Raw genomic sequence first — 22,851 nt, forward strand, 5'->3', positions numbered from 1 at the left:
CCCGCATGAGCGACTCCCTTGATCTCAGCCTGGACGGTGTAGAACGCCGGTCATTGGCTGACTTCACCGAAAATGCCTACCTCAACTACTCCATGTACGTGATCATGGACCGTGCCTTGCCGCATATCGGCGACGGCCTGAAACCGGTACAGCGGCGCATCATCTATGCGATGAGCGAGTTGGGGCTGGACGCCGATTCCAAGCACAAGAAATCGGCGCGTACCGTCGGTGACGTGCTCGGTAAATTCCACCCGCACGGCGATTCGGCCTGCTACGAAGCCATGGTCCTGATGGCCCAGCCTTTCAGCTACCGCTACACGCTGGTCGACGGTCAGGGTAACTGGGGTGCGCCGGATGATCCCAAGTCCTTCGCCGCCATGCGTTACACCGAGGCGCGGCTGTCGCGTTATTCCGAAGTACTGCTCAGCGAACTGGGCCAGGGCACGGCGGACTGGGGCCCGAACTTCGACGGCACGCTCGACGAGCCGCTGGTGTTGCCGGCACGTTTGCCGAACATCCTGCTTAACGGCACCACCGGCATCGCCGTGGGCATGGCCACCGACGTTCCGCCGCACAACCTGCGCGAAGTCGCGACCGCTTGCGTGCGTTTGCTCGATGAGCCCAAAGCCACGGTCGAACAGCTCTGCGAGCACATCCAGGGTCCGGATTACCCGACCGAAGCGGAAATCATCACGCCCCGCGCCGATCTGCTGAAGATGTACGAAACCGGCAAGGGTTCGGTGCGCATGCGCGCCGTGTACCACATCGAAGACGGCGACATCATCGTCACCGCGCTGCCGCATCAGGTGTCCGGTGCCAAGGTGCTGGAGCAGATTGCTGCGATGATGCAGGCCAAACCGTCCAAGGCTCCGCAGATCGCTGACCTGCGCGACGAATCCGACCACGAGAACCCGTGCAGGATCGTGATCATTCCGGGCGCGCGGAAGAACTTCGACCACGATGCGCTGATGCAGCACCTGTTCGCCAGCACCGAGCTGGAGTCGAGCTACCGGGTCAACATCAACATCATTGGTCTTGACGGCAAGCCCCAGCTGAAAAACCTGCGTGCGCTGCTGGTCGAGTGGCTGGAATTCCGGGTTCAGACCGTACGTCGTCGTCTGCAATTTCGCCTCGACAAGGTCGAGCGTCGCTTGCACCTGTTGGACGGTTTGTTGATTGCCTACCTCAACCTGGATGAAGTGATCCACATCATCCGCACCGAGGAGCACCCGAAAGCCGCGCTGATCGAGCGTTTCGCCCTGAGCGAAATCCAGGCCGACTACATCCTCGACACCCGTTTGCGTCAGTTGGCGCGACTGGAAGAAATGAAGCTGCGCACCGAGCAGGATGAACTGCTCAAGGAACAAGCCAAGCTGCAAGCCCTGCTGGGCAGCGAAGCCAAGCTGAAAAAACTGGTGCGCACCGAGCTGATCAAGGACGCCGAGACCTATGGCGACGACCGTCGCTCGCCAATCGTCGAGCGCACCGAAGCCAAGGCCTTGACCGAGCACGATCTGCTGCCGAACGAGAAAGTCACCGTCGTGCTGTCGGAAAAAGGCTGGGTCCGTTCCGCCAAAGGCCACGAGATCGACGCCACCGGGCTTTCCTACAAGGCCGGGGACGGATTCAAGGCGCTGGCGCCGGGTCGTTCAAACCAGTTTGCGGTGTTTATCGACTCCACCGGTCGCAGTTATTCGGTGGCCGCGCACACGTTGCCATCGGCCCGTGGCCAGGGCGAGCCGTTGACCGGCCGTCTTACGCCGCCGCCAGGGGCGACTTTTGAATGCGTGCTGATGCCGGAAGACGATTCGCTGTACGTGATCGCCTCCGACGCCGGTTACGGCTTCGTGGTCAAGGGTGAAGACCTGCAAGCCAAGAACAAGGCCGGCAAGGCGCTGTTGAGCTTGCCGAACAACTCGAAGGTCATCCTTCCGCGTCCGGTAACGGATCGCGAGAATAACTGGCTGGCCTCGGTGACCACCGAAGGTCGCCTGCTGATCTTCAAGATCAGTGATCTGCCACAATTAGGTAAGGGCAAAGGCAACAAGATCATCGGGATCAACGGTGAGCGTGTGGCCAGTCGCGAAGAATATGTCACGGACATCGCCGTACTGCCGGATGGCGCCACCTTGGTGCTTCAGGCCGGAAAACGTACGTTGTCGCTGAAAGCGGACGACCTCGAACACTACAAAGGTGAGCGTGGACGTCGTGGTAACAAACTGCCACGTGGCTTCCAGCGGGTCGATGCGCTGCTCGTCGAAAACCTCAATTAAGCGTCCTAGAGCGCTCGATCTACGATTTAACGCGTAGATCGACGCTTTGGCGCTGGAGTCGGAACGCATATTCACGGATGATATGGCCTTTCAAGCGCCGGCGTGGCCGAGCGTTCTTCATATTTATTGAGTATTTTCACTGTGGTGAGCCTTGTGGCAACCACCTGGATGGGACGATGACTGCTCTGCGCCTTCCTTTTATTTTGATGCTCGCCGGCGTTCTTGGCCTGGCGGGTTGCAGCGTTCACCAACCGGTGTCGCTGTATCAGCTGGACAGCGGAAGTCCGGCTCAGCCTGCGCAAAGTGCGGGTATGGCGGTTTTGCTGGGCCCGGTAACGGTTGCGGATTACCTGCAGCGCGAAACCCTGTTGCAGCGACAACCCGATGGCAGCCTTCAAGCATCGCAGGACGGTCGTTGGGCGGGGAGCCTGTCTTCCGACATCGATCAGCTGTTGCTGCGTCAGGTAGCGGGCCATCTGGACAGCCAGCGCGTGGTGCTGGCACCGGCAACATTGGGCTTCACACCGGATGTTCAGGTGCTGCTGACGATTACTCGCCTGGACTCGGGCGAATCGCAGCCGGCGATCCTCGATGCGCAATGGCGTCTGATCGATCGTCGTGGTCAAGTTCGCGATAACCGCATCATTCACCTGCAGGAACAGCATGCAGGCGGCACGGCCGCCCAGGTTCAGGCTCAGGGCGTTTTGCTCCAGCGTCTGGCCGAGCAGTTGTCGGTGGCGCTCAAGCCGCTGGCTAATCAGCCGCCGATTGCAGAAGCGCCGAAGAAGCCTGCTCCGAAGCCTGTTGCACCCGCGGCCGAGCAAGAGAAACAGCCGAAGATCCCAATGGCTTCGCCGATCCGGACGGATATGGAAGTGTTCAGGTTCTAAGCCTGGATTGATTCCACGCAAAGCCCGCAGAGATGCGGGCTTTGTTGTTTCTGCAGGTTGATCTCCATTGCCTGTCCCGGCCCCATCGCCAGCAGGCTGGCTCCCACAGGGGACATGTGGACGCCACAGATCCAATGTGGGAGCCAGCCTGCTGGCGATGGGGCCGGGACAAGCAATAAAAAAGCCCGCAGACGAGTGATCATCTGCGGGCTTCTCTTTACATCAGGGGCTAAGGCTTACGCCCGACGCTCATGCATCCGCGCCAGTTGCCGCTCCAGCATCGACGGATAAGGCTCCATCAACCGCTCCACACAACACGCGCCCTCAGGACTCGCAATCGGGCGAATCCGCGCACGCTGACGAATCAGCGCGTCGTCACTGATCTTGCGCTCCACCAGCAGCAGGTTGCGGCTGTGTTGCGAAAGGGCTAAGGCATCCTGAGCGGCTTCGGTCAGCAGCAGGTCGATCTGGCTCAGACCGAACAACTCGTCGCCCAGCGTCAGGCCCAGCTGCAATTGCAGAGTGATGCCACTGTCCGCGACTTCGATCTGCAACTGATGGCCCAAGGCTCGCAGCAACTCACCGCAGCAGATCGCGTTAGTCAGGTAATCGTCGCCGCTGTCTTCGGTGTGGAACAGCATCAGCGTGCTGCCATCGTTCAGGGTGTGCAGTTCGCTCTGATAGAGCGAAGCCGCCTGATCGAGGCAATCGCGATAGCGTTTCAGCAATTCTTCCAGGCGGGTGCGAGGCAGACGACGCAGCTGATCCTGAGCGCCCAGTTGCACGGCCAGGACGGCGCTGTGTTGTGGCACGTTCGAGATCACCGGTTTTGCGACCGGTTTAGGCGCAACGTCGGCCGACTCATCGCGCAAGTCGGCAAACGCATCATCGTCATCGTCGTCTTCAACGGTGCTGACACTGCGCCGCGGTGCAGGCTTGAGGCCGGCCACCGGCTTGCTTTCATCGAAACTCGGATCCCGCAGGTTGCGCACTTCGAAGGTCGGCTCGTTATCGTCGGCCTCTTCGTAGTCGCTTTCGTCGTATTCCGGCTCCGGCACAGGTTCCGGCTCGGCCGGCTCCGGCGCGAAGTTGGCGTGCAGCTGACGGGCCAGGTCGCCGATCTCGTCCTGGCGCTCGGTGGCCGGGGTGTATTCGTCGATATTGCGCAGCCACACCCGCAGTTGCAGCAGCGGCGTGGAGATGTGCCGACCCAGGCGCAGGCTCAAGGCCAGGGACAGGGCTAGCAGGATTGCACTCAAAATGCCCATGCTTTGCAGGCTGATGGTCATCGGCTGCTGGAACTGATCCATGTCCAGACTGATGCGCAGTTGCCCGGCGGTCACGTCCTGGAAGGTGATCTTGCTCTGGTACATGCCCTCGGCTTCGCCCAACAGACTGTGCTTGGGGCGTTGACCGGCTTCGGCGAGGATGCGGTTATCCACGCTGTAGATGGCGGCATGGGCCACCAGCTTGTTTTTGGTCAGGTTGTTGAGCAGCACGTTGAGGCTGAGGATGTCGTTGGACACCAACAGCTCCGTGGCGGAGGTGGCGGTCTGCGTGGTCAGGCTTTCGCCCAGCGCATCGGCCTGCTCGTGCATGGCCTGCTTGAACTGCAAACCCATCACACAGGCGTAGATCACCAGGGCCAGAGCGACCAGGATCACGTTATGGCTGGCGATGCGCAATGCAATCGGTACACGGCGGTGGCGCAGTGCACGGAAGATCAGCAGAAAGAAGTTATCGGTTTTTACTGGCGTGGGCCGGTTCACTTGAGCTCGGCTCTTTTGTCCGTGAAGTTGACGCGCAGTATAGCGACAGGCCCTAGACCGGCAAAGCGCTCACGGTGCCCGATGGTCACTGAAAGTGGGTAGAATGCGGTTTTTTTCCACTTGCGGGGGTGCGCCTTGCGCGAAATCGTCCTGATAAACATCACGGGAGTCGACCGACCGGGTCTGACTGCGGCCATTACCGGCGTTCTGGCCCAGGGTGGTGTGAACATTCTCGACATCGGTCAGGCGGTGATCCACGACACCTTGTCGTTCGGCATCCTGGTTGAAATTCCTGATACCGAGCAAGGCAAGTCGGTGCTCAAGGACATCCTGTTCAAGGGTTACGAGCTCGATCAACAAGTGCGGTTCACCCCGGTTTCCGAAGAGGATTACCAGCAGTGGGTGGGCAACCAAGGCAAAAAGCGCCACATCGTGACGCTATTGACCCGCAAAGTGACCGCCGGGCAATTGCAGGCCGTGAGCTCCATTACCGCAAAATATGGCCTGAACATCGATCACATCGATCGTTTGTCCGGGCGCATGCCATTGGACACCCCGGCCGACAAGGGCAAGGGCTGCATCGAGTTTTCCGTGCGCGGCGAAGCGGCTGATCCGCAAGCGTTGCGGGCCGAATTCCTCAGCGTCGCCCAGGAACTGAACGTCGACATCGCCTTCCAGGAAGATTCGCTGTTCCGCCGTAACCGTCGCTTGGCGGTATTCGACATGGACTCGACGCTGATCGAAGCCGAAGTGATCGACGAACTGGCCAAGGCGGCCGGCGTGGGCGATCAGGTTTCGGAAATCACCGAGCGGGCAATGGCCGGGGAACTGGATTTTCGCGCGAGCTTCAAGGAACGCCTGGCTTTGCTCAAGGGGCTGGACGTCAGCGTGCTGGACTCGATCGGTGCTTCGTTGCGTCTGACTGAGGGCGCTGAAACCCTGTTCGCCGAGCTCAAACGCCAGGGCTACAAGACCGCAATCCTGTCGGGCGGCTTCACCTACTTCGCCAAGCAATTGCAGGCCAAGCTGGGTATCGATTACGTGTTTGCCAACGAACTGGAAGTGGTCGACGGCAAGGTCACTGGCGTGGCGGTCGAGCCGATTGTCGATGCGCAACGCAAGGCGGATCTGCTGAAGGAATTGGCGCACAAGGAAGGTTTGCGCCTGGAGCAGACCATTGCGGTCGGTGACGGTGCCAACGATTTGCCGATGCTGGCGATTGCCGGGTTGGGCGTGGCGTTCCGGGCCAAACCGTTGGTGAAGCAATCGGCGAAGCAGGCGATTTCCACCCTCGGGCTGGATGGCGTGCTTTATCTGCTGGGCTTTCGGGATCGTGACGGGCAGCTCTGAAGCCTGACTGGGCCCTCGCCACAGGTATTGGATTCACCTTCAAAGCGACTTCCACAACGAATCAAAATCCTCCTCAGCGCCGCTCCCTGCGGCGTTGTCGTTTCTGCTTGCCTCCAGCGAGCGATAAGCAAACTGATTAAAGCTGTTGGTGCTTGCCACCCGCCGATCCAGCCCGGCGCGGCGTTCCTGGCCGTTGGTGTTGATCAGCACTTTGTTGCCTTCCTGAAAGGGCAGGCGCGGGGCGAGTAGCGTGGCGGGCAGGTCGATGGCGCTGATTTCCGGCAGTAACAGGCCACGTAAATACTGACTATGATCGTCCCGCGTTCGCACCAGTTGCAGTCCGCAAGGCTCCGCGTACGGCGCGACCTGTTCGATCCCCATTTGCGTACCACCGCCCCGCACCTGACGAATCCAGCGCACCACCGCAATACTCCAGCCCAGATTGACAGAATCCTGGATGCCGACCATCTCGCCAGCCTGCAACTCCGCGGGCACTGCGTTGGGCCACGCCAGGCAATAACCGCCGGGGCTGTGGTTGATGACCGGCAGCGCGTACGTTGGAAAATGCCGATTGCTATCAGCCGCTTCATTGCTGTCGTCGTTCTGAAGGTGCGGGTATTCGATTTCTTCGTAGGGCAGCAAGGCATCGGCGGTGGCGTGGGGCGCCGCGTCGAACGCCTTGCTCCATTGATCGCTTTCCCGCCCTGTCGGAGACGTTGCCGAGAACTGCGCGATCCGGGTGCCGGGGTTTTTCAGAATATCGCTGAACGAACGCTCCCCGCCCAGATAGAAGTGCAGCGCGCTCATGCCCACGCACAGGGTCAAGGTGCCGTGGCCGACGGTGCGTTGAAAACTGCGCTCGGCCGCCTGTCCCCAGGCGGCGTGCAGGTGTTGCAGCGTATCCAGGCTGAGCCCGGACGGCACGGGCAGCGGCGGTGTGCCGACAGCGCCTTGCAAATGCGCTTCGATGGCGGCGACCAGTGGCTGCGGATCAATCCCCAGCAAACAGTCCTGCTGCTCGGTCCTGAATTTCGAACGATAGCGCGGACCGGTGTCGAGGTCCGGCGCGACGGCAAACAATCCGTCAGCGGGCTGGCCGGGCTGCAACTTGATCCATCGGCTCCAGGGCTCCAGTACCTCGGCGAGCCGGGCGATCTGGTTCTGGCGCAGCTGATTGCAGCGTGAGGCGCCCAGCAGCAGGGCGGTCACGTACGTCTGTTCGATGCTCAGGGTTTGCGTCTGGCTGGCCAGTTCATCGCGCAGGCTCAGGTGCTGGAGTTTATGTGCGCAAGCGATCCGATACAGCTGATGCAGCTCCAGCCACAGGCCTTCCGGCACCGGGCAATACAGTTGAGTCGAGCGAATCAGCGGGCCGTTGAGGCAATGGATCGCCCGCTGCAGCGCTTGGGTAAGCAACGAGGCTCGATCCTTGCTGAAGCGCGGGGTGATGCGTACGACGATCTGTTTGTAGCCAATCGCCAAGTGACTTTGCAGGGCCTGGCAGAGGTTGGCGATCTTGCGCGAACGCTCGTCGAGCACAATCGCCTGATGCAGGAAATGCCGTTCCAGGTGTTTGCAGACGTAATACACCTCGGGTCGCAGCAGTTCGAGCAGTTGCAGGCGATTGTCGCTGGGGGTGAGCAGTTGGTTGAGTTCGCTCAAGCCCTGGTAGAGCAGGCGGGCGGTTTCGCCGATGTTGGCTTTGGGCAGGTTGGCGATCCAGCGCTTGAGGTCGCGTGGCGTCGGCTCACAGAATGTCAGGCGCAGCTGCGTCGGGATCGGCGCACGTAGCAGCAGGTGAGGACTGGTCTCATTCATGCCGTGGAAAACTCCAGCCGGGAAATGGGCAGTGAATGACCTGACTGTAGCACCTACGGATGTCGACCGTTTGTCTGTCAGCCTCGTCCCGCTCGTGCCTACTACTAATCTGACACACGTGCGACTGGATACGCACGGTCGTACGGCCTGCTGCCTGTGCAGGGCAGGTCTCTTGTAACTTCAAGGAGATGAGGTTCATGTCTAGATACGTAGTGGCAAATCAATGGGGCGGTAGTTCGGCACCCTGGCATCCGGGCGGAGACTGGACGTTAGGTGCGCGGGACAACCAGAACGTGGTCGCGATCGAGATCAAATCGGGCGATGGCGGGAAGAGCTTCACCGGCACCATGACTTACGCGGGTGAAGGTCCCATTGGCTTCAAGGCTCAGCGCACGGGCCAGAACCAGTACAACGTGGAAAATCAGTGGGGCGGCAACGACGCTCCATGGCATCCGGGTGGCAAGTGGGTCATCGGCGGCCGTGATAATCAGAACGTTGTCGCGTTGAGCGTCACCTCCAATGATGGAGGGAAAAACCTCAGTGGCACCAATACCTACGCCAACGAAGGGCCAATCGGCTTTCGTGGACAGATAGAGTAATGGCGCTACCGAAATGTCCGCCCCTTCGAAGACGTTCGACGGGGCGGATTAGCCAGATCAGGCGTTTGGCAGGCCCAGCGCCTGGCCCATCTGCACGGGCGACAGGGCGCCGAGCCCTTCAGCCCATTTCACCTGGCCCGGCCCGAACAGCACGACAGCGGTCGAACCCAGCTTGAAGCGACCCAGTTCCGCACCTTTTTCCAGATGGATCGGCGCGCGGGCGGCTTCGTCGTAACGGAAGGTTTTCAGCTCGCGTTTCGGCGGCGTTACCAGCCCGGCCCACACGGTTTCAATCGACGCTACGATCATCGCGCCCACCAATACCACGGCCATCGGCCCGCGCTCGGTGTCGAAAATGCACGCCACACGCTCGTTGCGAGCGAACAGTTCCGGCACGTTTTCGGCGGTGGTCTGGTTGACCGAGAAAATCCGGCCCGGGATGTAGACCATCTCGCGCAGGGTGCCGGCCAGCGGCATGTGTACGCGGTGGTAGTCTTTCGGCGACAGGTAAATCGTCGCGAAGTCGCCGCCCATGAACGGTGCGGCGTTGGCCGCGTCACCGCCCAGCAATTCCAGGACGCTGAAGCTGTGGCCCTTGGCCTGGAACACGCGACCGTGTTCGATCGGGCCGAGCTGGCTGACTGCGCCGTCGGCCGGGCTGAGGATCGCGCCCGGGGTTTCATCGAGCGGGCGAGCGCCTTCTTTCAATGCGCGGGTGAAGAACGCGTTGAAGTGCTCGTAAGCCGTCAGGTCTTCGACCAGCGCCTGGGACATGTCCACCTGATAACGCTTGGCGAACCAGGCGGTAAAGGCGTTCTTGAACCAGCGCACGCGGCATTCGGCAATGCAGCCGGCCAGTCGCGAGAGCAAGTGGTGAGGCAGCAGGTATTGGCTGAGGATAAACAGACGCTTATTCATTAACTGTCCTTAAAAACCTTAAATCTCTACGGGCGTGTCGGGGTGGTTGCCCCATTCGCCCCAGGAACCGGCGTAGCCTTTGACCCGCGGATAACCGAGGGATTTGGCCACCAGATAAGTGAAGCCAGAGCGATGGTGAGTCTGGCAGTGGGTAATGATTTCTTTGTCTTGGGTGATACCGAGTTGTTCGAGGATCTGCGGCATGTCCGTGCGGATGCGCAGGTTGCGCGCCTGATCCATGCCGGCCGTCCATTCGAAATTCACCGCGCCGGGAATGTGCCCGGCCTTGGCTGCCAGGACTTTCTCGCCGGAGTATTCCAGCGGGCCACGCGCGTCCCAGATCGCCAGGTCAGCGGCGCCGAGACGGCTTTGCAGGTATTCGCGGGTGGCGGTCGGTTCGTCGTGCAGGGTCAACGCAACCGGGCCGCCAACGGGCGCCGGGATCTGGATCGACATGGGCATGCCTTCAGCCAGCCAGGACGTCAGGCCACCGTCGATGTAGTGGTATTTTTTATGGCCGATGACATCCAGCAGCCAGATGAAACGCCCGGCCCAGCCGCCCCCTTCGTCGTCATACACCACATAGACCGCATCGGGGTTATGGCCCAGCTCGCCGAACAACGTTTCGAGTGCCGCTTGCGGCGGCATCAGCCCTGGCGCAGGCGCCTGACCGAGTTGCGTACGCTTGGGGTCGACAAAGCGCGCACCGGGAATATGCCCTTCGGCATAGCGGGCGCTGCTGGTCAGGTCCACCAGAATCAGTTCGCGGGACTCAAGGCGAGGGAGCAAGTCGCTCGGCTCGATGACCAGCGCCAAGCCAGAGAAGTCAGACATGTGAGGTCTCCAGAGCACAAAGGGGAGGATTGTAGCGCAGCCTTATTGGCCGCGCAGGCTAAAGCTATGGAGTGCCTTTTCAATGCACTGCGCGGTTTTGCCGAAGGCTTGCACGGTAATTTCCGAAAAGGGCCCGCCGCCCTGATCCGCTACAACAACCATGATCACCCGACCATTATTGACCAGTGAGCGCAGCAGCAAGTGTTCACCACGAAACTGCGCGCGCAGGCTGGCAGGTAACAAGGCCAAGAACTGGGCGTTGTTGGCCGGGGTCAGTCGTACCTGGGCCTGTTGCGAGAGCAACCGTTGCAGCACAGTGCTTTGACTGACCACCAGGTTCAACCCCGCCGCTTCCTTCGCCAGTCCGGCGGTTTGATGCGCTCGCAAATTGGCGTGGGTGCGGTCGGCCATCAAAATCATCACCCGGCGCATGCCGCAGGCGACCAGCGCGTCCCGGGCCGAGGTGGTCAAGTGCATCGCATTGGTGAAGCGGCTCGGCTCGACCAGCAGTTCGGCACATTGTTTACGCCACGCCGTCAGGTCTTCGGCGGTTGGCGCCGGAGCGGGCAGCAAACCGGCGTGAATGCGGTTCATGCCCGATGGCCAGATCAGCGAGACGGCGGGGTGCCAGATGTCCGGCATTGCATGTTGGCGTGCGCTGTTGGCAGCCTGTTGGTGCAATTGCTGCTGCACGTCGCTCATCGGCATTTGCAGGTAAAGGCTGGTCAGGTATTGCCAGCGCTCACTGTGCGGACTGTCCCAGGCCTGTTGCGCCGACAGTGCCAGCCCGTTGGCCAGCAGCACGGTATTGGCGGGCTGATTGAGCCAGCGACGCAGGGTCGGATCGTCATCGAGACGGTTTTGCTGGCGCAGAGGGTGCTCGCTGTCGCGGGCAATGCGCAGGACTTTCACCAGTTCGCGCTGCTCGTTGAGCAGCAGTCGATAACCTTGCTGCACCCAGATCGGCAGGCGCCAGACATCCACCAGCGCCTGGCAGATGTCCAGCAGGCGAACGCCGAACAGATCCTTTTCGACTTTGCGCGCTGACTCGCCTTTATGAATGACCCGCAGCTCCCACTCTTCGAGCAATTGCGGATGAGTCAACGCCATCGGCCACAGCGGCGAGAGAAACAACAGGCTGCCCCAATGGATGTCCTGCCACAGACGCGCCAGGCGACCGGCAAAAAAACCGTTGGCCTGTTGCGTCGCATGCTGGCTGATCAGCTGCAGCTGACGCAACGCCACCGGTATCTGTGATTGAGGTTGGACAGGCAATCGGGCGAGCAATTCTTCGGTGCGTTTCAACCCGAGGCGATTGATCGCCACCTCAAGGTTTTCAGCAGGCTCGGTCATGCTGCCGTGGGTATGGCGGTTGGCTTCGCGAATCACACTCAAGGCCAGGGCCGGGCTGTCCTGCAATAATTCGGCGATGTCGCGCAGTGAGCTGCGGTTGTCGGCGAGGGCTTTGCAGACGCGGTCATGACTGTCTTGTGGAACCGGCAGGCGCACGCCATCGAGAAGCTTTATCCAGCCTTCAAGCGTGGTCGGTTTCGGGGTTGGTATGTTCGTTTCGTTAGCCATGGTTGGACGTGATCATCGTCTGCATTACCTATGCCCAGAGAGGGCTAAATTAGCTTTTCGCTTGAACTGGCTATAGTCTGGCGCAGTTTTGCCGATAAGTAGAAGAAGAGATTTTTTAACTTCCGAATATGACCTTGAACCCGACTCAGTAAGTGCTCTCCTACCTATGGCTAAAATAATCGGCATCATCGTCGTATTCGCGAGCGTGCTCGGCGGATACGTGCTCTCCCACGGCAAGATTGCCGCCCTGATTCAACCTTTCGAGGTGATGATTATCGGTGGTGCGGCCCTCGGTGCGTTCCTGCAGGCCAACCCTGGCCACATGTTCAAGCTCGTTCTCAAGAAAGCCCTGGGAATGTTCAGCTCGCGCTTCAACCACACGTTCTATCTGGAAGTGCTGGGCTTGATCTACGAGATCCTCAACAAAAGCCGCCGCGAAGGCATGATGGCGATCGAAGGCGACATTGAAGACGCCGCCGCGAGCCCGATCTTCGCCAAGTACCCGGCGGTCCTGAAAGATGAGCGCATGACCGCGTACATCTGCGATTACCTGCGCATCATGTCCTCCGGCAACATGGCTCCCCACGAGCTCGAAGGCCTGTTCGACATGGAGCTGACCAGCCTTAAGGAAGATTTGGATCATCCTTCCCATGCGGTGAACGGCATCGCCGACGCCATGCCCGGCTTCGGTATCGTCGCGGCCGTATTGGGTATCGTGGTGACCATGGCCTCCCTGGGTGAAAGCGATCAGAAAATGATCGGCCTGCACGTGGGGGCGGCACTGGTGGGTACCTTCTTCGGTATTCTCGCCGCCTACGGTTTCTTTGGCCCATTGGCCCATGCCCTGGCCCACGATGCCAAGGAAGAACTGAACGTCTACGAAGCCATCAAGGCCTCGCTGGTGGCTTCGGCTTCCGGCATGCCGCCATCGCTGGCGGTGGAATTCGGCCGCAAGGTTCTGTACCCGGCGCACCGTCCTAGCTTCGCTGAGCTGGAACAAGCGGTTCGCGGTCGCTAAGTCATGGAAAATAACCAGCCGATAATCATCAAGCGCGTAAAAAAATACGCGGCCGGGCATCACGGGGGCTCCTGGAAAATCGCCTTCGCGGACTTCGCGACGGCGATGATGGCGTTTTTCCTGGTGCTGTGGCTGCTGTCCACCGCCACGCCGGAACAGAAGATCGCCATCGCCGGTTACTTCAAGGACCCGGTCGGTTTTTCCGAAAGCGGCACGCCGTACATCATCGATTTGGGCGGCTCCCCGACCCTGGCACCGGAGAACACCCTCAACCCCGAGGTGAAGTCTCAGCCGCAGCCGGACCGAGTCACCGTCGACACCGACCAGGTCGAAGGCATGGCCGAGCAGGTGGAGAAGGAGCGCTTGGAACTGTTGCTGCAAGAGTTGCAGAACAAGGTCGATGAAAACCCGCTGCTGCAAAAATTCAAGGACCAGATCCAGTTCGAAATCACACAGGACGGCTTGCGCATCCAGATCATGGACGCGGAAAACCGGCCGATGTTCGATTCCGGCAGTGCGCGCCTGAAACCGTATTTCGAAGACATCCTGCTGGCCATGGCCGACACCATCAAAGCGGTGCCGAACAAGATCAGCATCAGCGGCCACACCGATGCCAAACCGTACGCGGGCACCGGCGATTTCGGCAACTGGGAGCTCTCGGCCAACCGTGCCAACGCCGCCCGCCGCGCGCTGGTCGCCGGCAGTTATCCGGACCAGCAAGTGGCGCGGGTGGTCGGTTACGCCTCGTCGGCGCTGTTCGATCGCGATAACCCGTTCAACCCGGTCAACCGCCGGATCGACATTGTGGTGCTGACCAAGAAAGCCCAACGCGCCATCGAAGGTTCGCAAGGCGCTGAACCGGCACCTGCGCCAACGCAAGGGCAGGGCGGTCCGGGCGAAGTGCCGGCCACGCCGGTCGATCCGAACGCCTTGCCGGCGGATAAACAACCGCTGCCGGCCCATGAGCTTCGCGAGCGATTGAACATCTTCGAAGACCCGGCACCGAAACCGGTGGAACCGGCGAAGTAGTGGCCCACAACAATCAAGCCGACAGAGATGTCGGCTTTTTTGTGCGGCTTTGGAAACCACTGCATTTTTAGCGTGGGCATGGTCCCTGTGGGAGCGAGCCTGCTCGCGAAGGCTTTGTGTCAGGCGACGGGGGGAGGGCGGTGTACATATCCATTTCTGCGGTAACGGCCGCCTATGGTTTCGCTCTTACAGCGAGTCACTTGGAAAAGCCCCAAGTAACCAAGGGCTCTTGCCCCTGACGTTCGGTGCCTCGCTATGGCTCGGCATGCCCTCGCTCCGGTCCTGCTCCGTGGGCCCGCCGCCATCGGCCATCCATGGCCGGGGGCGGCTAACCCGGCATCCATGCCGGGTTGCCCACTACGCAGAACCTCCACTCGGCCTCACGAGGGGGCGGGCACCGCAAAAGCATCGCGAGGCGGCCTGATAGCCGACCTGATTGTCTGGGGGTGTTTTCCTGTTGGAACCGGTTTGCTGGTGAGATTAGAAGTTGTAGGAACGGTCTGAAATTTTGTGGCGGGGTTCTCAGACTTGCAGGCATCTGCCTATAGTTTCGCCGTCGCTGCCAACGCGGTGGCCGATCTTAGCCGGTCGAACCACAGATGGAATCTCTCGAAATTATCCGGAGTTTTGACCCATGGCTAAGTACCAACCGCTCCAAGGCAACTTCAGCGTCGGACCGACGCTGTTCATCGACACCGAAGCCAAGGTTTCCGACCTTCTGGAAACCGCTACTCACCGAATCAAAGCCGCCCGTAACTTGCTCAACAGTGTCACGTGCCTGTGCGTGAAAGACGCCGAAGGTCATGACCTGGAGCATTTCGCCAATGCTGCGCATATATTGTTGCAGGATGGGTGTGACGCCTTGGATGCGTTGGGCTGGAGGCTGGAAAAAGCAGCTCCCTGAAACCAGAAAGCCGCGAGATGATCGCGGCTTTTTTGTGCATGTCAGAAGCCGCGACGGATGCGGTTTTTGAGCTGGTCGTGGAACAGGTCGGCATCACTCTTGTAGGAGCCGCGAACGGATTCGCTGAAGGACTCCATTCCTATTGAACGTTTGGACATGGACTCTTTGCGGTAGGTATCGATGAAAAAGTTGAGGTCGACATCGTTGCTCAGTTTCGGCCATTTATCGAGGTACAGCGGCAGTGCGCTGGAACCGATCTTGTAAGAGCAGATCCTTCGATCACTGATGGTCGCTTCACCGATTTCAAACGGCACCCACCAGGACATGGCGGTCTCCTGCGAGACCACCGCCAGCAAGTGCGTGCATTCGGTAATGTTGCGGGTGATGACGGCGGTAATGTCGTCGGTCTGCTGGGATTCTGTGTCCAGCACATCGAGGTAGGTTTTGATGTTCGCCTGTTTCAGGCGTGCATTGATGGCCACTGCCTGGATTCGATCGGTATGGCGGTAACTAATAAACACAGGCATCAGAAATGTCCCTTGATCGCGAGTTCGCGGTAATAGGCGCCGAGGGCCGTGAGGCGGCAGCCGGTGGAATGGAGGGCGGCGTAGTACATGTGCTCGGCGTCCACCGGTTCGATCAGGCTGTGGCGATTGCACTTTTGCAGCTGGGCGAAGACTTCGCCGTGGTCCGGGTCGAACGATGTTTCGGTGGGTTCGTAGCTGGGGTCGAGCGCAAAGACATGGCTGGGCTCCGGGAACCAGTCTTTGAGTTTGCGCAGAGTCTCTTCGGCGATCAGTGGCGTGACCTCGCGCAAGGGGACAAATTGCGAGACGTTGGTCTTGAACACTGGCCGTTGTTCCCACGCGCCCAACGCATTGTCGACGAACGAATACACGCTGCCGGGGGTGACCTTGCCCAATACGTTGGCGGCCCCGCCATGCAGCGCTTGCAGCAGCAGATCGGTAAACACACCGTGGCCGCGACCTTCGAGTGCAACCTGATCTTTTTTGCAGGCGGTGAGAATGGTCATGCCTTCGCCGATCACGCTGCTGCCGCCGCGTAACCCGCGCATCGCGGCGGCTGCGCCGGCCTGGCAACAGTCGAGGATGATGATTTTGTTCTTGATGTGTGGGGCGTTGTCCGCCCAACTCAATATGTCGCTGATGCGAATGCCGTCGCCACCCGGTGCAAAGTCCTGAGGGATCAGCAGCCCCTCGTCGATGCTGGTATCGAACTGGCCATGGCCGGCGAAATACAGCAGCGCCACATCACAATCGCCGGAAAACAGGCTTTGGATGTGCTGCTTCATCGCCGTCAGCGAAAGGTCATCTTCGGCTGAGGTCAGCACCTTGCTGCTGAAGTTCGGCCGCCCGTTGGCGTGACGCTCCAGCACCGAGGCCATGGCCATCGCGTCGTTGTTGCATCCGCTCAATGGGGAAACGTGGGCGTAATGGTTGATCCCGATGAACAATCCCTTGCGCATGACTCACCCCGCCGCGTGAGTGCGAATGGCACTGATGATGCTGTTGGTGTTCCAGGCGCATTCGGCATGTGCGGCCTGGCGCACTACGGCAGAAATCCGCTCTGCACCAAAGGGTTTGACCGCAATGATCACCTTGCCCATTCGTTTGGCGATCTCGATTTCCTTGTTGATCCACTTGCTGTAGGTGGAGTACATGCCCGCCATGATCAGCACCGCCGAGCACGGCCGGATCTTGTTTTCGATGGCTTCTTCCAGTTGTTTGTCGGTCTGGGCGCCGATGATCGGGTTATGCGGCGGTACGGAGAAATTCTTGAAGGTGAACGTTGGGTGCGCTGTCAGTAGCTTTACCAGATTGTCGTGGGCATCGGAGTAGTTCCACGAATGGCTGATGAACAAATGATAGGTTTGCATGGATATCCCTCGGTATCGCCGGAGTGCGAAGAGGGCTTGAATGTATGCACTTGGATGGCCGCAACAAGGGCTGCGCGGTTAAAGAGACGGGTCCTTCAAACAGGCGCGAAAATGCCCTACAGATCAGTCTGACGTTTAATCGGCGGGGGATTTGCAGGAAGCAACGAACAACCCGCCGCCCCGTCTGCATCGGAGCGGCTGGAGTGTCTGTTTAGTAGCTGGTTTCGGGCAGGCTGGCGATGATCGAGCGGTAGCTGTTCATCCGTTGCTGCTGCACGCGGCCCTCTTCCAGCGCCTTGAGCAATGCACAACCCGGTTCGCGGTCGTGTTTACAGTCGCGGAAGCGGCAGGTGCCAATCAGGTCGTTGAACTCGATGAAACCGGCTTCGACGTCGGCGCGGCTGACGTGGCCAAGGCCGAATTCGCGGATACCCGGGGAGTCGATCAACTCACCGCCACCGGGGAAGTGGAACAACCGCGCGGTCGTGGTGGTGTGGGTGCCCTGGCCGGACAGCTCGGACAACGGACCTACCCGCGCTTCGACTTCCGGCAGCAGGCTGTTGACCAGCGAGGACTTGCCGACGCCGGACTGGCCGACAAAGACGCTGATGCGTCCGTCCAATTGTTTTTGAAGTTGCTCCATGCCGTTGCCGTGGTGCGCCGAGACTTCCAGCACCGGGTAACCCAGCGTGCGGTAAACCGCCAGCAAGGCATTCAGGGCGGGGGCGTTCTGCTCGTCGATCAGGTCGAACTTGTTGAGCAGCAGCAGTGGACGAATCCCTGCGTGCTCGGCGGCGACCAGATAACGGTCGATCAGGTTCGCGTGAGGCTCGGGCAGCGGGGCGAAGACGATGACAATCATGTCGACGTTGGCCGCGACAGGCTTGAGCTGGCCCCGGCTGTCCGGACGGCAGAGTTCGGTTTTACGCGGCAGTTGCGCCACGATCACACCGATGCCCTGGTTGCCGGCACGCCAGACCACCTGATCGCCGGTCACCAGCGCAGGCAGGTTGGCGCGCAAGTGACAACGGAACACTTCGCCGGCCAGTTCTCCTTCAAGGGCTTCGACTTCGACCTGCACACCGAAGTGAGCGATCACCAGGCCGGTCTGTTCCGGACCCAGGTCGCCACCCTCAAGTGCCTCGACAGCCGAGGACTCGCGTTTGGCGGCGCGGGCAGCGCGTTCGCCTTGAATCTTTTCGATGCGCCAATTTTGACGACGATTGAGTTGGCGTTTGGCCATGGGTGTTCCGTATCAAGAATGCAGCGATTAGGTAAAACGGCCGCGAGTTTAGCACGCCCGGGCGCCGCCCTAGGCTAAACTGCGCAGCATTGCCTAGGAGCCGACACATGCAAAACCCACAGAATCTGATCTGGATCGACCTGGAAATGACCGGTCTGAACCCGGATACCGACGTCATCATCGAGATGGCCACCATCGTCACCGACAGTGACCTGAACACCTTGGCCGAAGGGCCGGTGATCGCCATTCACCACAGCGACGAGATCCTCGCCGGCATGGACGAGTGGAACACCCGTCAACACGGCGGCTCGGGCCTGACCCAGCGAGTTCGCGACAGCCGTATCAGCATGGCTGAAGCGGAAGCCGAGACCATCGCCTTCCTGGAACAATGGGTGCCGAAGGGCAAGTCGCCGATCTGTGGCAACAGCATCTGCCAGGACCGTCGCTTCCTTTATACCCACATGAAATCCCTGGAGAGCTTCTTCCACTACCGCAACCTCGACGTGTCGACGCTCAAAGAGCTGGCCGCACGCTGGGCGCCGGACGTGCGCGACAGCTTCAAAAAAGGCAGCACCCACTTGGCGCTGGACGACATCCGCGAATCCATCGCCGAGCTGCAGCACTACCGCAAGCACTTCATCAAGTTCTGACCCGGCGGCGCCTTTGTGGCGAGGGCTTTTGTGGCGAGGGGATTTATCCCCGTTGGATCGCGTAGCGGTCCCAAAACCGGCTACTGCGGTGTATCAGACGTACCGCAGGCTATGGATTTACGACTGCTACGCAGCCGAACGGGGATAAATCCCCTCGCCACGGGTTGCGTGTAGTGCTTTCTGTTGCCCTCTTTTGGTGCCGGGACTAAATGGCTAGACTGCGCGCCTTCCTGCAAGGACCGCCACCATGTTGCTGATGCTTTACCTGATCGCCATCACCGCCGAAGCCATGACCGGTGCCCTGTCCGCCGGACGTCGCGGTATGGACTGGTTTGGCGTGGTGCTGATCGCGTGCATCACGGCGCTCGGCGGCGGTTCGGTGCGTGACGTGTTGCTCGGTCACTACCCGCTGACTTGGGTCAAACACCCGGAATACCTGGTGCTGACCTCGATAGCGGCGATGTTCACCGTCTTCGCTGCACGTTGGATGCGCCACCTGCGGTCACTGTTTCTGGTGCTCGACGCCGTGGGTCTGGTGGCGTTTACCCTGATCGGTTGCATGACCGCCCTGGAAATGGGCCACGGCATGTTGGTGGCGTCGGTCAGCGGCGTGATCACCGGGGTGTTCGGCGGCATCCTGCGCGACATCTTCTGCAACGACATCCCGCTGATCTTCCGCCGCGAGCTCTATGCCAGCGTCTCGTTCGCTGCGGCATGGTGCTACATGCTTTGCATTTATCTGCAATTACCCGGCGAACAGGCGATTCTGATCACCTTGTTTGGCGGTTTCCTGCTGCGGTTACTCGCGATTCGTTTTCACTGGGAAATGCCGAAGTTCGTTTATAACGACGAGGCCTGATTTACGCACGGGCCCTGTAGCAGCTGCCGAAGGCTGCGTTCGAGGCCGCAGGACTCGCTTTGCAGGATGACGACTGCTCCGCAGCCGAACGCAGCCTTCGGCAGCTGCTACAGGAGTCCGTGTTGTTTCAGAGCCCATTCGACGTGTTCGCGGACTAACTCTGATGGGGAGTCGCGGCGCGCCTTCAACGCTTCCAGCACCGGAATGCTCGACGGCGCATTCCCCAATCCCACCGCCAGATTGCGCAACCACCGCTCGTAACCGGCGCGGCGCAGCGGTGAACCTTCGGTGCTGCTGAGGAATTTATCCTCGTCCCACATGAACAGTTCGGCCAACTCGGCGTTGTCCAGGTTATGCCGTGGCTTGAAGTCGCTTTCGCCGGACGGGCGGGCGAAGCGGTTCCATGGGCAGACGATCTGGCAGTCGTCGCAGCCGAACACCCTATTACCGATCAGCGGCCGCAAGTCTTCGGGGATCGCGCTTTTCAGTTCAATGGTCAGGTAAGAGATGCAGCGCCGGGCGTCCAGCACGTACGGGCCGACGAAGGCGTTGGTCGGGCAGATGTCCAGGCACGCCGTGCAGCGTCCGCAATGTTCGGTGCTGTGCGGCGGATCGACAGGCAGCGGCAGATCAACAAAGAGCTCGCTGAGAAAGAAGTAACTGCCAGCCTTGCGATTCAAGACCAGGGTGTTTTTGCCGATCCAGCCCAGGCCGGCCTTTTCCGCAATGGCCTTTTCCAGCACCGGCGCGCTGTCGACGAAGGCGCGGTAACCGAACGGCCCGATGACCGCCTGAATTTTTTCTGCCAGTTGTTGCACACGTTTACGGATCAATTTGTGGTAATCGCGGCCCAAGGCATAACGCGATACGTAGGCTTTTTCCGGTTGGGCCAGCAATTGCGCCATTTGGGTGTCGCCGGGCAGGTAGTCCATGCGCAGGGAAACCACGCGCAGCGTGCCGGGGACAAGCTCTTCGGGATGCGAGCGTTTGCTGCCGTGGGCGCCCATGTACTCCATTTCGCCGTGGTAGCCGGCCGCCAGCCAGCGCTCCAGGTGCTGTTCATGCTCAGCCAGGTCGAGGCCGCTGATGCCGACTTGCTGAAAGCCCAGCTCGCGGCCCCAGTCCTTGATGGATTGGGCGAGGGCGGGCAGGTCTGTGGTAATAGCGGGCATGAGGCGAGAGAAACCGGAGCTGAGGTGCGTATAATTCTGCCAGACATCGGAGCCCGAAGACGCATGCCGCACACTAAAGATGATTTACCCGACGCGCTGTACAGCGCCGCGCACGTGCGAGCCCTCGATGCGAACCTGATCGCGGCCGGTACGCCGGGCTTCGAATTGATGCAGCGCGCAGCGCGGGCGACTTGGCGCGCGTTGGTCCGTCAGTGGCCGTCGGCGAATGAATTGACGGTGGTCGCCGGTCATGGCAACAACGCCGGAGACGGCTATCTGGTGGCGGTATTGGCCCGGCGAGCCGGATGGCATGTGCGGGTGTTGGCGGCGGGTGATCCCCAACATTTGCAGGGCGATGCGGCATTGGCCCATGCCAAGGCCCTTTCTGAAGGCGTTGCCGTTCAGGGTTGGAGCGCGCAGTCCGAGTTGCGTGGAATTGTTCTGGACGCCTTACTGGGCACCGGTTTGACAGGCGAAGTGCGAGAACCTTACGCGAGCGTGATCAAAGCGATCAATGCCAGTGGCCTTCCGGTGGCGGCGGTGGATATCCCGTCGGGTTTGTCTGCCGATACAGGTCGCGTGCTTGGTTCGTCAGTTCGAGCTGATCTGACCGTGACCTTCATTGGTCTGAAGCTAGGGCTGTTCACGGGCGACGCTGCGGATGTGGTCGGCGAGTTGGTGTTCAACGATCTGCAAGCCTCCCCCGAGTCCTTTAACGGGGTCGACATTGATGCTCTCCGTCTGACGGCCGGTAACCTGCCGCGTCTGGCAGGCCGCGCGCCGACGTCTCATAAAGGTAAATTCGGCCACGTCTTGCTGATCGGCGGTGACCGTGGCTTCGGCGGCGCCATTCTGCTGAGTGCACAAAGTGCCCTGCGCAGCGGTGCGGGCATGGTGTCCGTGGCAACCCGCAGTGAACATGTGCCTGCGGCACTGGCGAGAATCCCCGAAGCCATGGTGCTGGGCACTTCCTCGGCCAATCAGTTGATGGAACTGCTGCAAAAGGTTTCCGTACTGGTGGTCGGCCCAGGCCTCGGGCAGGCTGCCTGGGGGCGCGGTCTTTTGTCCGCGGCGGCCAACGCACCGTTGCCGCAAGTCTGGGACGCCGATGCATTGAATTTGCTGGCTTCGAACCACGTGAGCTTGCCCAGGGACTGCGTGATCACGCCGCATCCGGGTGAAGCGGCGCGGTTGCTGGGAATAAGCACTGCCGAGGTTCAGGCTGATCGCCCGGCTGCCGCTCACGCATTGAGCAAAAAATATACAGCTGTCGTGGTGCTGAAAGGCGCCGGCAGCCTGATCGCCAGCCCCGATGGGCGGTTGTCGTTGTGTCATCAGGGCCATCCGGCCATGGCCACCGCCGGTTTGGGTGATGTGCTGGCCGGTCTGGTCGGCGCATTACTGGCCCAGGGCATGGACGCGTTCGACGCCGCCTGCCTGGCGGTCTGGTTGCACGCCAATGCCGGCGCGCAAGAAGGTAAATCGGGCCGTGGGCTGGCAGCCAGTGATCTGATCCCTGCCATTCGTCAGTTGTTGGAGGAGCAAACACCGTGTCTGAAGTAACCCTGTACCTGGCCGATGAAGAGGCGATGACCGCATTTGGCGCGCGCATCGCACAAACCACCCAAGGGCACGGTCTGATTTTTCTGGAAGGTGATCTGGGGGCAGGGAAAACCACGCTGTCGCGGGGCATCATCCGTGGCCTGGGGCATGTCGGGGCAGTGAAAAGTCCGACGTTCACCCTGGTCGAGCCCTACGAGATCGGCGACATCCGGGCCTTCCATTTCGACCTCTATCGACTGGTCGATCCGGAGGAGCTGGAGTTCCTCGGCATCCGCGATTACTTCGAAGACGACGCGTTGTGCCTGATCGAATGGCCCCAGAAGGGTGCAGGCTTTTTGCCAAAGCCCGACCTGACCATTACCATTAGCCCGCAAGACAGCGGGCGTTCGCTGAAAATTTTGTCCCAAGGCTCGCGCGGCGAGTCCTGGTGTGCCGCTTTGGCATTGGAAACCAATTAAATGATGGGGTCAGGTATGCGCTTTCG

At 60.4% G+C, this 22,851-nt stretch carries 21 protein-coding genes; 11 read left to right on the plus strand and 10 right to left on the minus strand.

The window, feature by feature from the left end:
* Positions 1-5 precede the first annotated feature (5 nt).
* Positions 6-2,273 carry a DNA topoisomerase IV subunit A gene (gene parC, locus ACA060_RS02425; RefSeq protein WP_109627685.1) on the plus strand — a complete coding sequence of 756 codons (2,268 nt, stop codon included), beginning with the start codon at positions 6-8 and terminating at the stop codon, positions 2,271-2,273.
* Positions 2,274-2,449: 176 nt separating this feature from the next.
* Complete coding sequence (locus ACA060_RS02430; protein WP_497315190.1) at positions 2,450-3,163, plus strand: PqiC family protein; 714 nt, start codon at positions 2,450-2,452, stop codon at positions 3,161-3,163.
* Positions 3,164-3,399: 236 nt separating this feature from the next.
* Here ACA060_RS02430 and ACA060_RS02435 read toward each other — a convergent pair whose 3' ends face one another.
* Positions 3,400-4,932: an AhpA/YtjB family protein gene (locus tag ACA060_RS02435; RefSeq protein WP_497315191.1), complete on the minus strand. Its 1,533-nt coding sequence runs from the start codon at positions 4,930-4,932 to the stop codon at positions 3,400-3,402.
* Positions 4,933-5,067: 135 nt separating this feature from the next.
* On the opposite strand from ACA060_RS02435, the gene serB reads away from it, so the two are divergent.
* Positions 5,068-6,282, plus strand: a complete 1,215-nt coding sequence (serB, locus tag ACA060_RS02440) for a phosphoserine phosphatase SerB (protein ID WP_497315193.1) — start codon at positions 5,068-5,070, stop codon at positions 6,280-6,282.
* A 39-nt stretch (positions 6,283-6,321) separates the two neighbouring features.
* Here the strand turns inward: serB and ACA060_RS02445 are convergent, their stop codons facing one another.
* Positions 6,322-8,100, minus strand: a complete 1,779-nt coding sequence (locus tag ACA060_RS02445; RefSeq protein WP_497315195.1) for a cyclic-di-GMP receptor FimW-related protein — start codon at positions 8,098-8,100, stop codon at positions 6,322-6,324.
* Positions 8,101-8,297: 197 nt separating this feature from the next.
* On the opposite strand from ACA060_RS02445, the gene ACA060_RS02450 reads away from it, so the two are divergent.
* A complete protein-coding gene (locus tag ACA060_RS02450; protein WP_094469425.1) occupies positions 8,298-8,699 on the plus strand; it encodes a lectin OAA family protein in 402 nt (133 codons plus the stop codon).
* A 57-nt stretch (positions 8,700-8,756) separates the two neighbouring features.
* Here the strand turns inward: ACA060_RS02450 and asd are convergent, their stop codons facing one another.
* The 3 genes from asd to ACA060_RS02465 are packed head-to-tail and all read right to left on the minus strand — an operon-like array spanning position 8,757 to position 12,032.
* Positions 8,757-9,617: an archaetidylserine decarboxylase gene (gene asd, locus ACA060_RS02455; RefSeq protein WP_497315197.1), complete on the minus strand. Its 861-nt coding sequence runs from the start codon at positions 9,615-9,617 to the stop codon at positions 8,757-8,759.
* 18 nt (positions 9,618-9,635) lie between these two features.
* Positions 9,636-10,451, minus strand: a complete 816-nt coding sequence (locus ACA060_RS02460) for a rhodanese-like domain-containing protein (protein WP_109627690.1) — start codon at positions 10,449-10,451, stop codon at positions 9,636-9,638.
* Between the two features lie 42 nt (positions 10,452-10,493).
* Positions 10,494-12,032: an HDOD domain-containing protein gene (locus ACA060_RS02465; RefSeq protein ID WP_497315199.1), complete on the minus strand. Its 1,539-nt coding sequence runs from the start codon at positions 12,030-12,032 to the stop codon at positions 10,494-10,496.
* Between the two features lie 166 nt (positions 12,033-12,198).
* On the opposite strand from ACA060_RS02465, the gene motA reads away from it, so the two are divergent.
* The 3 genes from motA to ACA060_RS02480 all read left to right on the plus strand — a co-directional run bounded on the left by motA (position 12,199) and on the right by ACA060_RS02480 (position 14,983).
* Positions 12,199-13,050 carry a flagellar motor stator protein MotA gene (gene motA / locus ACA060_RS02470; protein WP_109627692.1) on the plus strand — a complete coding sequence of 284 codons (852 nt, stop codon included), beginning with the start codon at positions 12,199-12,201 and terminating at the stop codon, positions 13,048-13,050.
* 3 nt (positions 13,051-13,053) lie between these two features.
* Entirely contained in the window at positions 13,054-14,079 is a 1,026-nt protein-coding gene (gene motB, locus ACA060_RS02475; RefSeq protein WP_497315201.1) for a flagellar motor protein MotB, read from the plus strand.
* Between the two features lie 634 nt (positions 14,080-14,713).
* Positions 14,714-14,983 (plus strand): hypothetical protein, encoded by a 270-nt coding sequence (locus ACA060_RS02480; protein ID WP_497315203.1) that lies wholly within the window; start codon positions 14,714-14,716, stop codon positions 14,981-14,983.
* A gap of 41 nt (positions 14,984-15,024) precedes the next feature.
* Here the strand turns inward: ACA060_RS02480 and ACA060_RS02485 are convergent, their stop codons facing one another.
* The 4 genes from ACA060_RS02485 to rsgA form a co-directional block, all read right to left on the minus strand.
* Positions 15,025-15,510, minus strand: a complete 486-nt coding sequence (locus ACA060_RS02485; protein ID WP_497315218.1) for a toll/interleukin-1 receptor domain-containing protein — start codon at positions 15,508-15,510, stop codon at positions 15,025-15,027.
* On the minus strand, positions 15,510-16,469 hold the full coding sequence (locus tag ACA060_RS02490; protein ID WP_497315220.1) for a caspase family protein: 960 nt from the start codon (positions 16,467-16,469) through the stop codon (positions 15,510-15,512). The genes ACA060_RS02485 and ACA060_RS02490 overlap by 1 nt, the downstream gene beginning before the upstream one ends.
* Positions 16,470-16,472: 3 nt before the next feature.
* Positions 16,473-16,880 carry a TIR domain-containing protein gene (locus tag ACA060_RS02495; RefSeq protein ID WP_131058803.1) on the minus strand — a complete coding sequence of 136 codons (408 nt, stop codon included), beginning with the start codon at positions 16,878-16,880 and terminating at the stop codon, positions 16,473-16,475.
* Between the two features lie 211 nt (positions 16,881-17,091).
* Entirely contained in the window at positions 17,092-18,123 is a 1,032-nt protein-coding gene (rsgA, locus tag ACA060_RS02500) for a small ribosomal subunit biogenesis GTPase RsgA (RefSeq protein WP_010464204.1), read from the minus strand.
* A gap of 107 nt (positions 18,124-18,230) precedes the next feature.
* On the opposite strand from rsgA, the gene orn reads away from it, so the two are divergent.
* Entirely contained in the window at positions 18,231-18,773 is a 543-nt protein-coding gene (gene orn / locus ACA060_RS02505; RefSeq protein WP_056746367.1) for an oligoribonuclease, read from the plus strand.
* Positions 18,774-19,020: 247 nt separating this feature from the next.
* The gene (locus ACA060_RS02510; RefSeq protein WP_007945604.1) at positions 19,021-19,632 is read left to right on the plus strand and encodes a trimeric intracellular cation channel family protein; all 612 of its coding nucleotides are present in this window, start codon (positions 19,021-19,023) and stop codon (positions 19,630-19,632) included.
* Between the two features lie 107 nt (positions 19,633-19,739).
* On the opposite strand, the gene queG is transcribed toward ACA060_RS02510, so the two are convergent.
* Positions 19,740-20,804 (minus strand): tRNA epoxyqueuosine(34) reductase QueG, encoded by a 1,065-nt coding sequence (queG, locus tag ACA060_RS02515; protein ID WP_497315223.1) that lies wholly within the window; start codon positions 20,802-20,804, stop codon positions 19,740-19,742.
* 63 nt (positions 20,805-20,867) lie between these two features.
* Here queG and ACA060_RS02520 point away from each other — a divergent pair, with 63 nt between their 5' ends.
* Both ACA060_RS02520 and tsaE read left to right on the plus strand, forming a co-directional pair.
* On the plus strand, positions 20,868-22,367 hold the full coding sequence (locus tag ACA060_RS02520) for an NAD(P)H-hydrate dehydratase (protein ID WP_497315225.1): 1,500 nt from the start codon (positions 20,868-20,870) through the stop codon (positions 22,365-22,367).
* Positions 22,355-22,825 (plus strand): tRNA (adenosine(37)-N6)-threonylcarbamoyltransferase complex ATPase subunit type 1 TsaE, encoded by a 471-nt coding sequence (gene tsaE, locus ACA060_RS02525; protein WP_109627699.1) that lies wholly within the window; start codon positions 22,355-22,357, stop codon positions 22,823-22,825. The genes ACA060_RS02520 and tsaE overlap by 13 nt, the downstream gene beginning before the upstream one ends.
* Positions 22,826-22,851: the final 26 nt, after the last annotated feature.

It is taken from the genome of Pseudomonas sp. LBUM1671, from assembly GCF_059695685.1.

Bases quoted from the DNA above. Each gene is read 5' to 3' on its own strand.
- parC (WP_109627685.1), top strand. From the start codon at position 6: ATGAGCGACTCCCTTGATCTCAGCCTGGACGGTGTAGAACGCCGGTCA.
- ACA060_RS02430 (WP_497315190.1), top strand. From the start codon at position 2,450: ATGACTGCTCTGCGCCTTCCTTTTATTTTGATGCTCGCCGGCGTTCTT.
- ACA060_RS02445 (WP_497315195.1), bottom strand. From the start codon at position 8,100: ATGAATGAGACCAGTCCTCACCTGCTGCTACGTGCGCCGATCCCGACG.
- ACA060_RS02450 (WP_094469425.1), top strand. From the start codon at position 8,298: ATGTCTAGATACGTAGTGGCAAATCAATGGGGCGGTAGTTCGGCACCC.
- asd (WP_497315197.1), bottom strand. From the start codon at position 9,617: ATGAATAAGCGTCTGTTTATCCTCAGCCAATACCTGCTGCCTCACCAC.
- ACA060_RS02460 (WP_109627690.1), bottom strand. From the start codon at position 10,451: ATGTCTGACTTCTCTGGCTTGGCGCTGGTCATCGAGCCGAGCGACTTG.
- ACA060_RS02465 (WP_497315199.1), bottom strand. From the start codon at position 12,032: ATGGCTAACGAAACGAACATACCAACCCCGAAACCGACCACGCTTGAA.
- motA (WP_109627692.1), top strand. From the start codon at position 12,199: ATGGCTAAAATAATCGGCATCATCGTCGTATTCGCGAGCGTGCTCGGC.
- motB (WP_497315201.1), top strand. From the start codon at position 13,054: ATGGAAAATAACCAGCCGATAATCATCAAGCGCGTAAAAAAATACGCG.
- ACA060_RS02480 (WP_497315203.1), top strand. From the start codon at position 14,714: ATGGCTAAGTACCAACCGCTCCAAGGCAACTTCAGCGTCGGACCGACG.
- ACA060_RS02485 (WP_497315218.1), bottom strand. From the start codon at position 15,510: ATGCCTGTGTTTATTAGTTACCGCCATACCGATCGAATCCAGGCAGTG.
- ACA060_RS02490 (WP_497315220.1), bottom strand. From the start codon at position 16,469: ATGCGCAAGGGATTGTTCATCGGGATCAACCATTACGCCCACGTTTCC.
- ACA060_RS02495 (WP_131058803.1), bottom strand. From the start codon at position 16,880: ATGCAAACCTATCATTTGTTCATCAGCCATTCGTGGAACTACTCCGAT.
- rsgA (WP_010464204.1), bottom strand. From the start codon at position 18,123: ATGGCCAAACGCCAACTCAATCGTCGTCAAAATTGGCGCATCGAAAAG.
- orn (WP_056746367.1), top strand. From the start codon at position 18,231: ATGCAAAACCCACAGAATCTGATCTGGATCGACCTGGAAATGACCGGT.
- ACA060_RS02510 (WP_007945604.1), top strand. From the start codon at position 19,021: ATGTTGCTGATGCTTTACCTGATCGCCATCACCGCCGAAGCCATGACC.
- queG (WP_497315223.1), bottom strand. From the start codon at position 20,804: ATGCCCGCTATTACCACAGACCTGCCCGCCCTCGCCCAATCCATCAAG.
- ACA060_RS02520 (WP_497315225.1), top strand. From the start codon at position 20,868: ATGCCGCACACTAAAGATGATTTACCCGACGCGCTGTACAGCGCCGCG.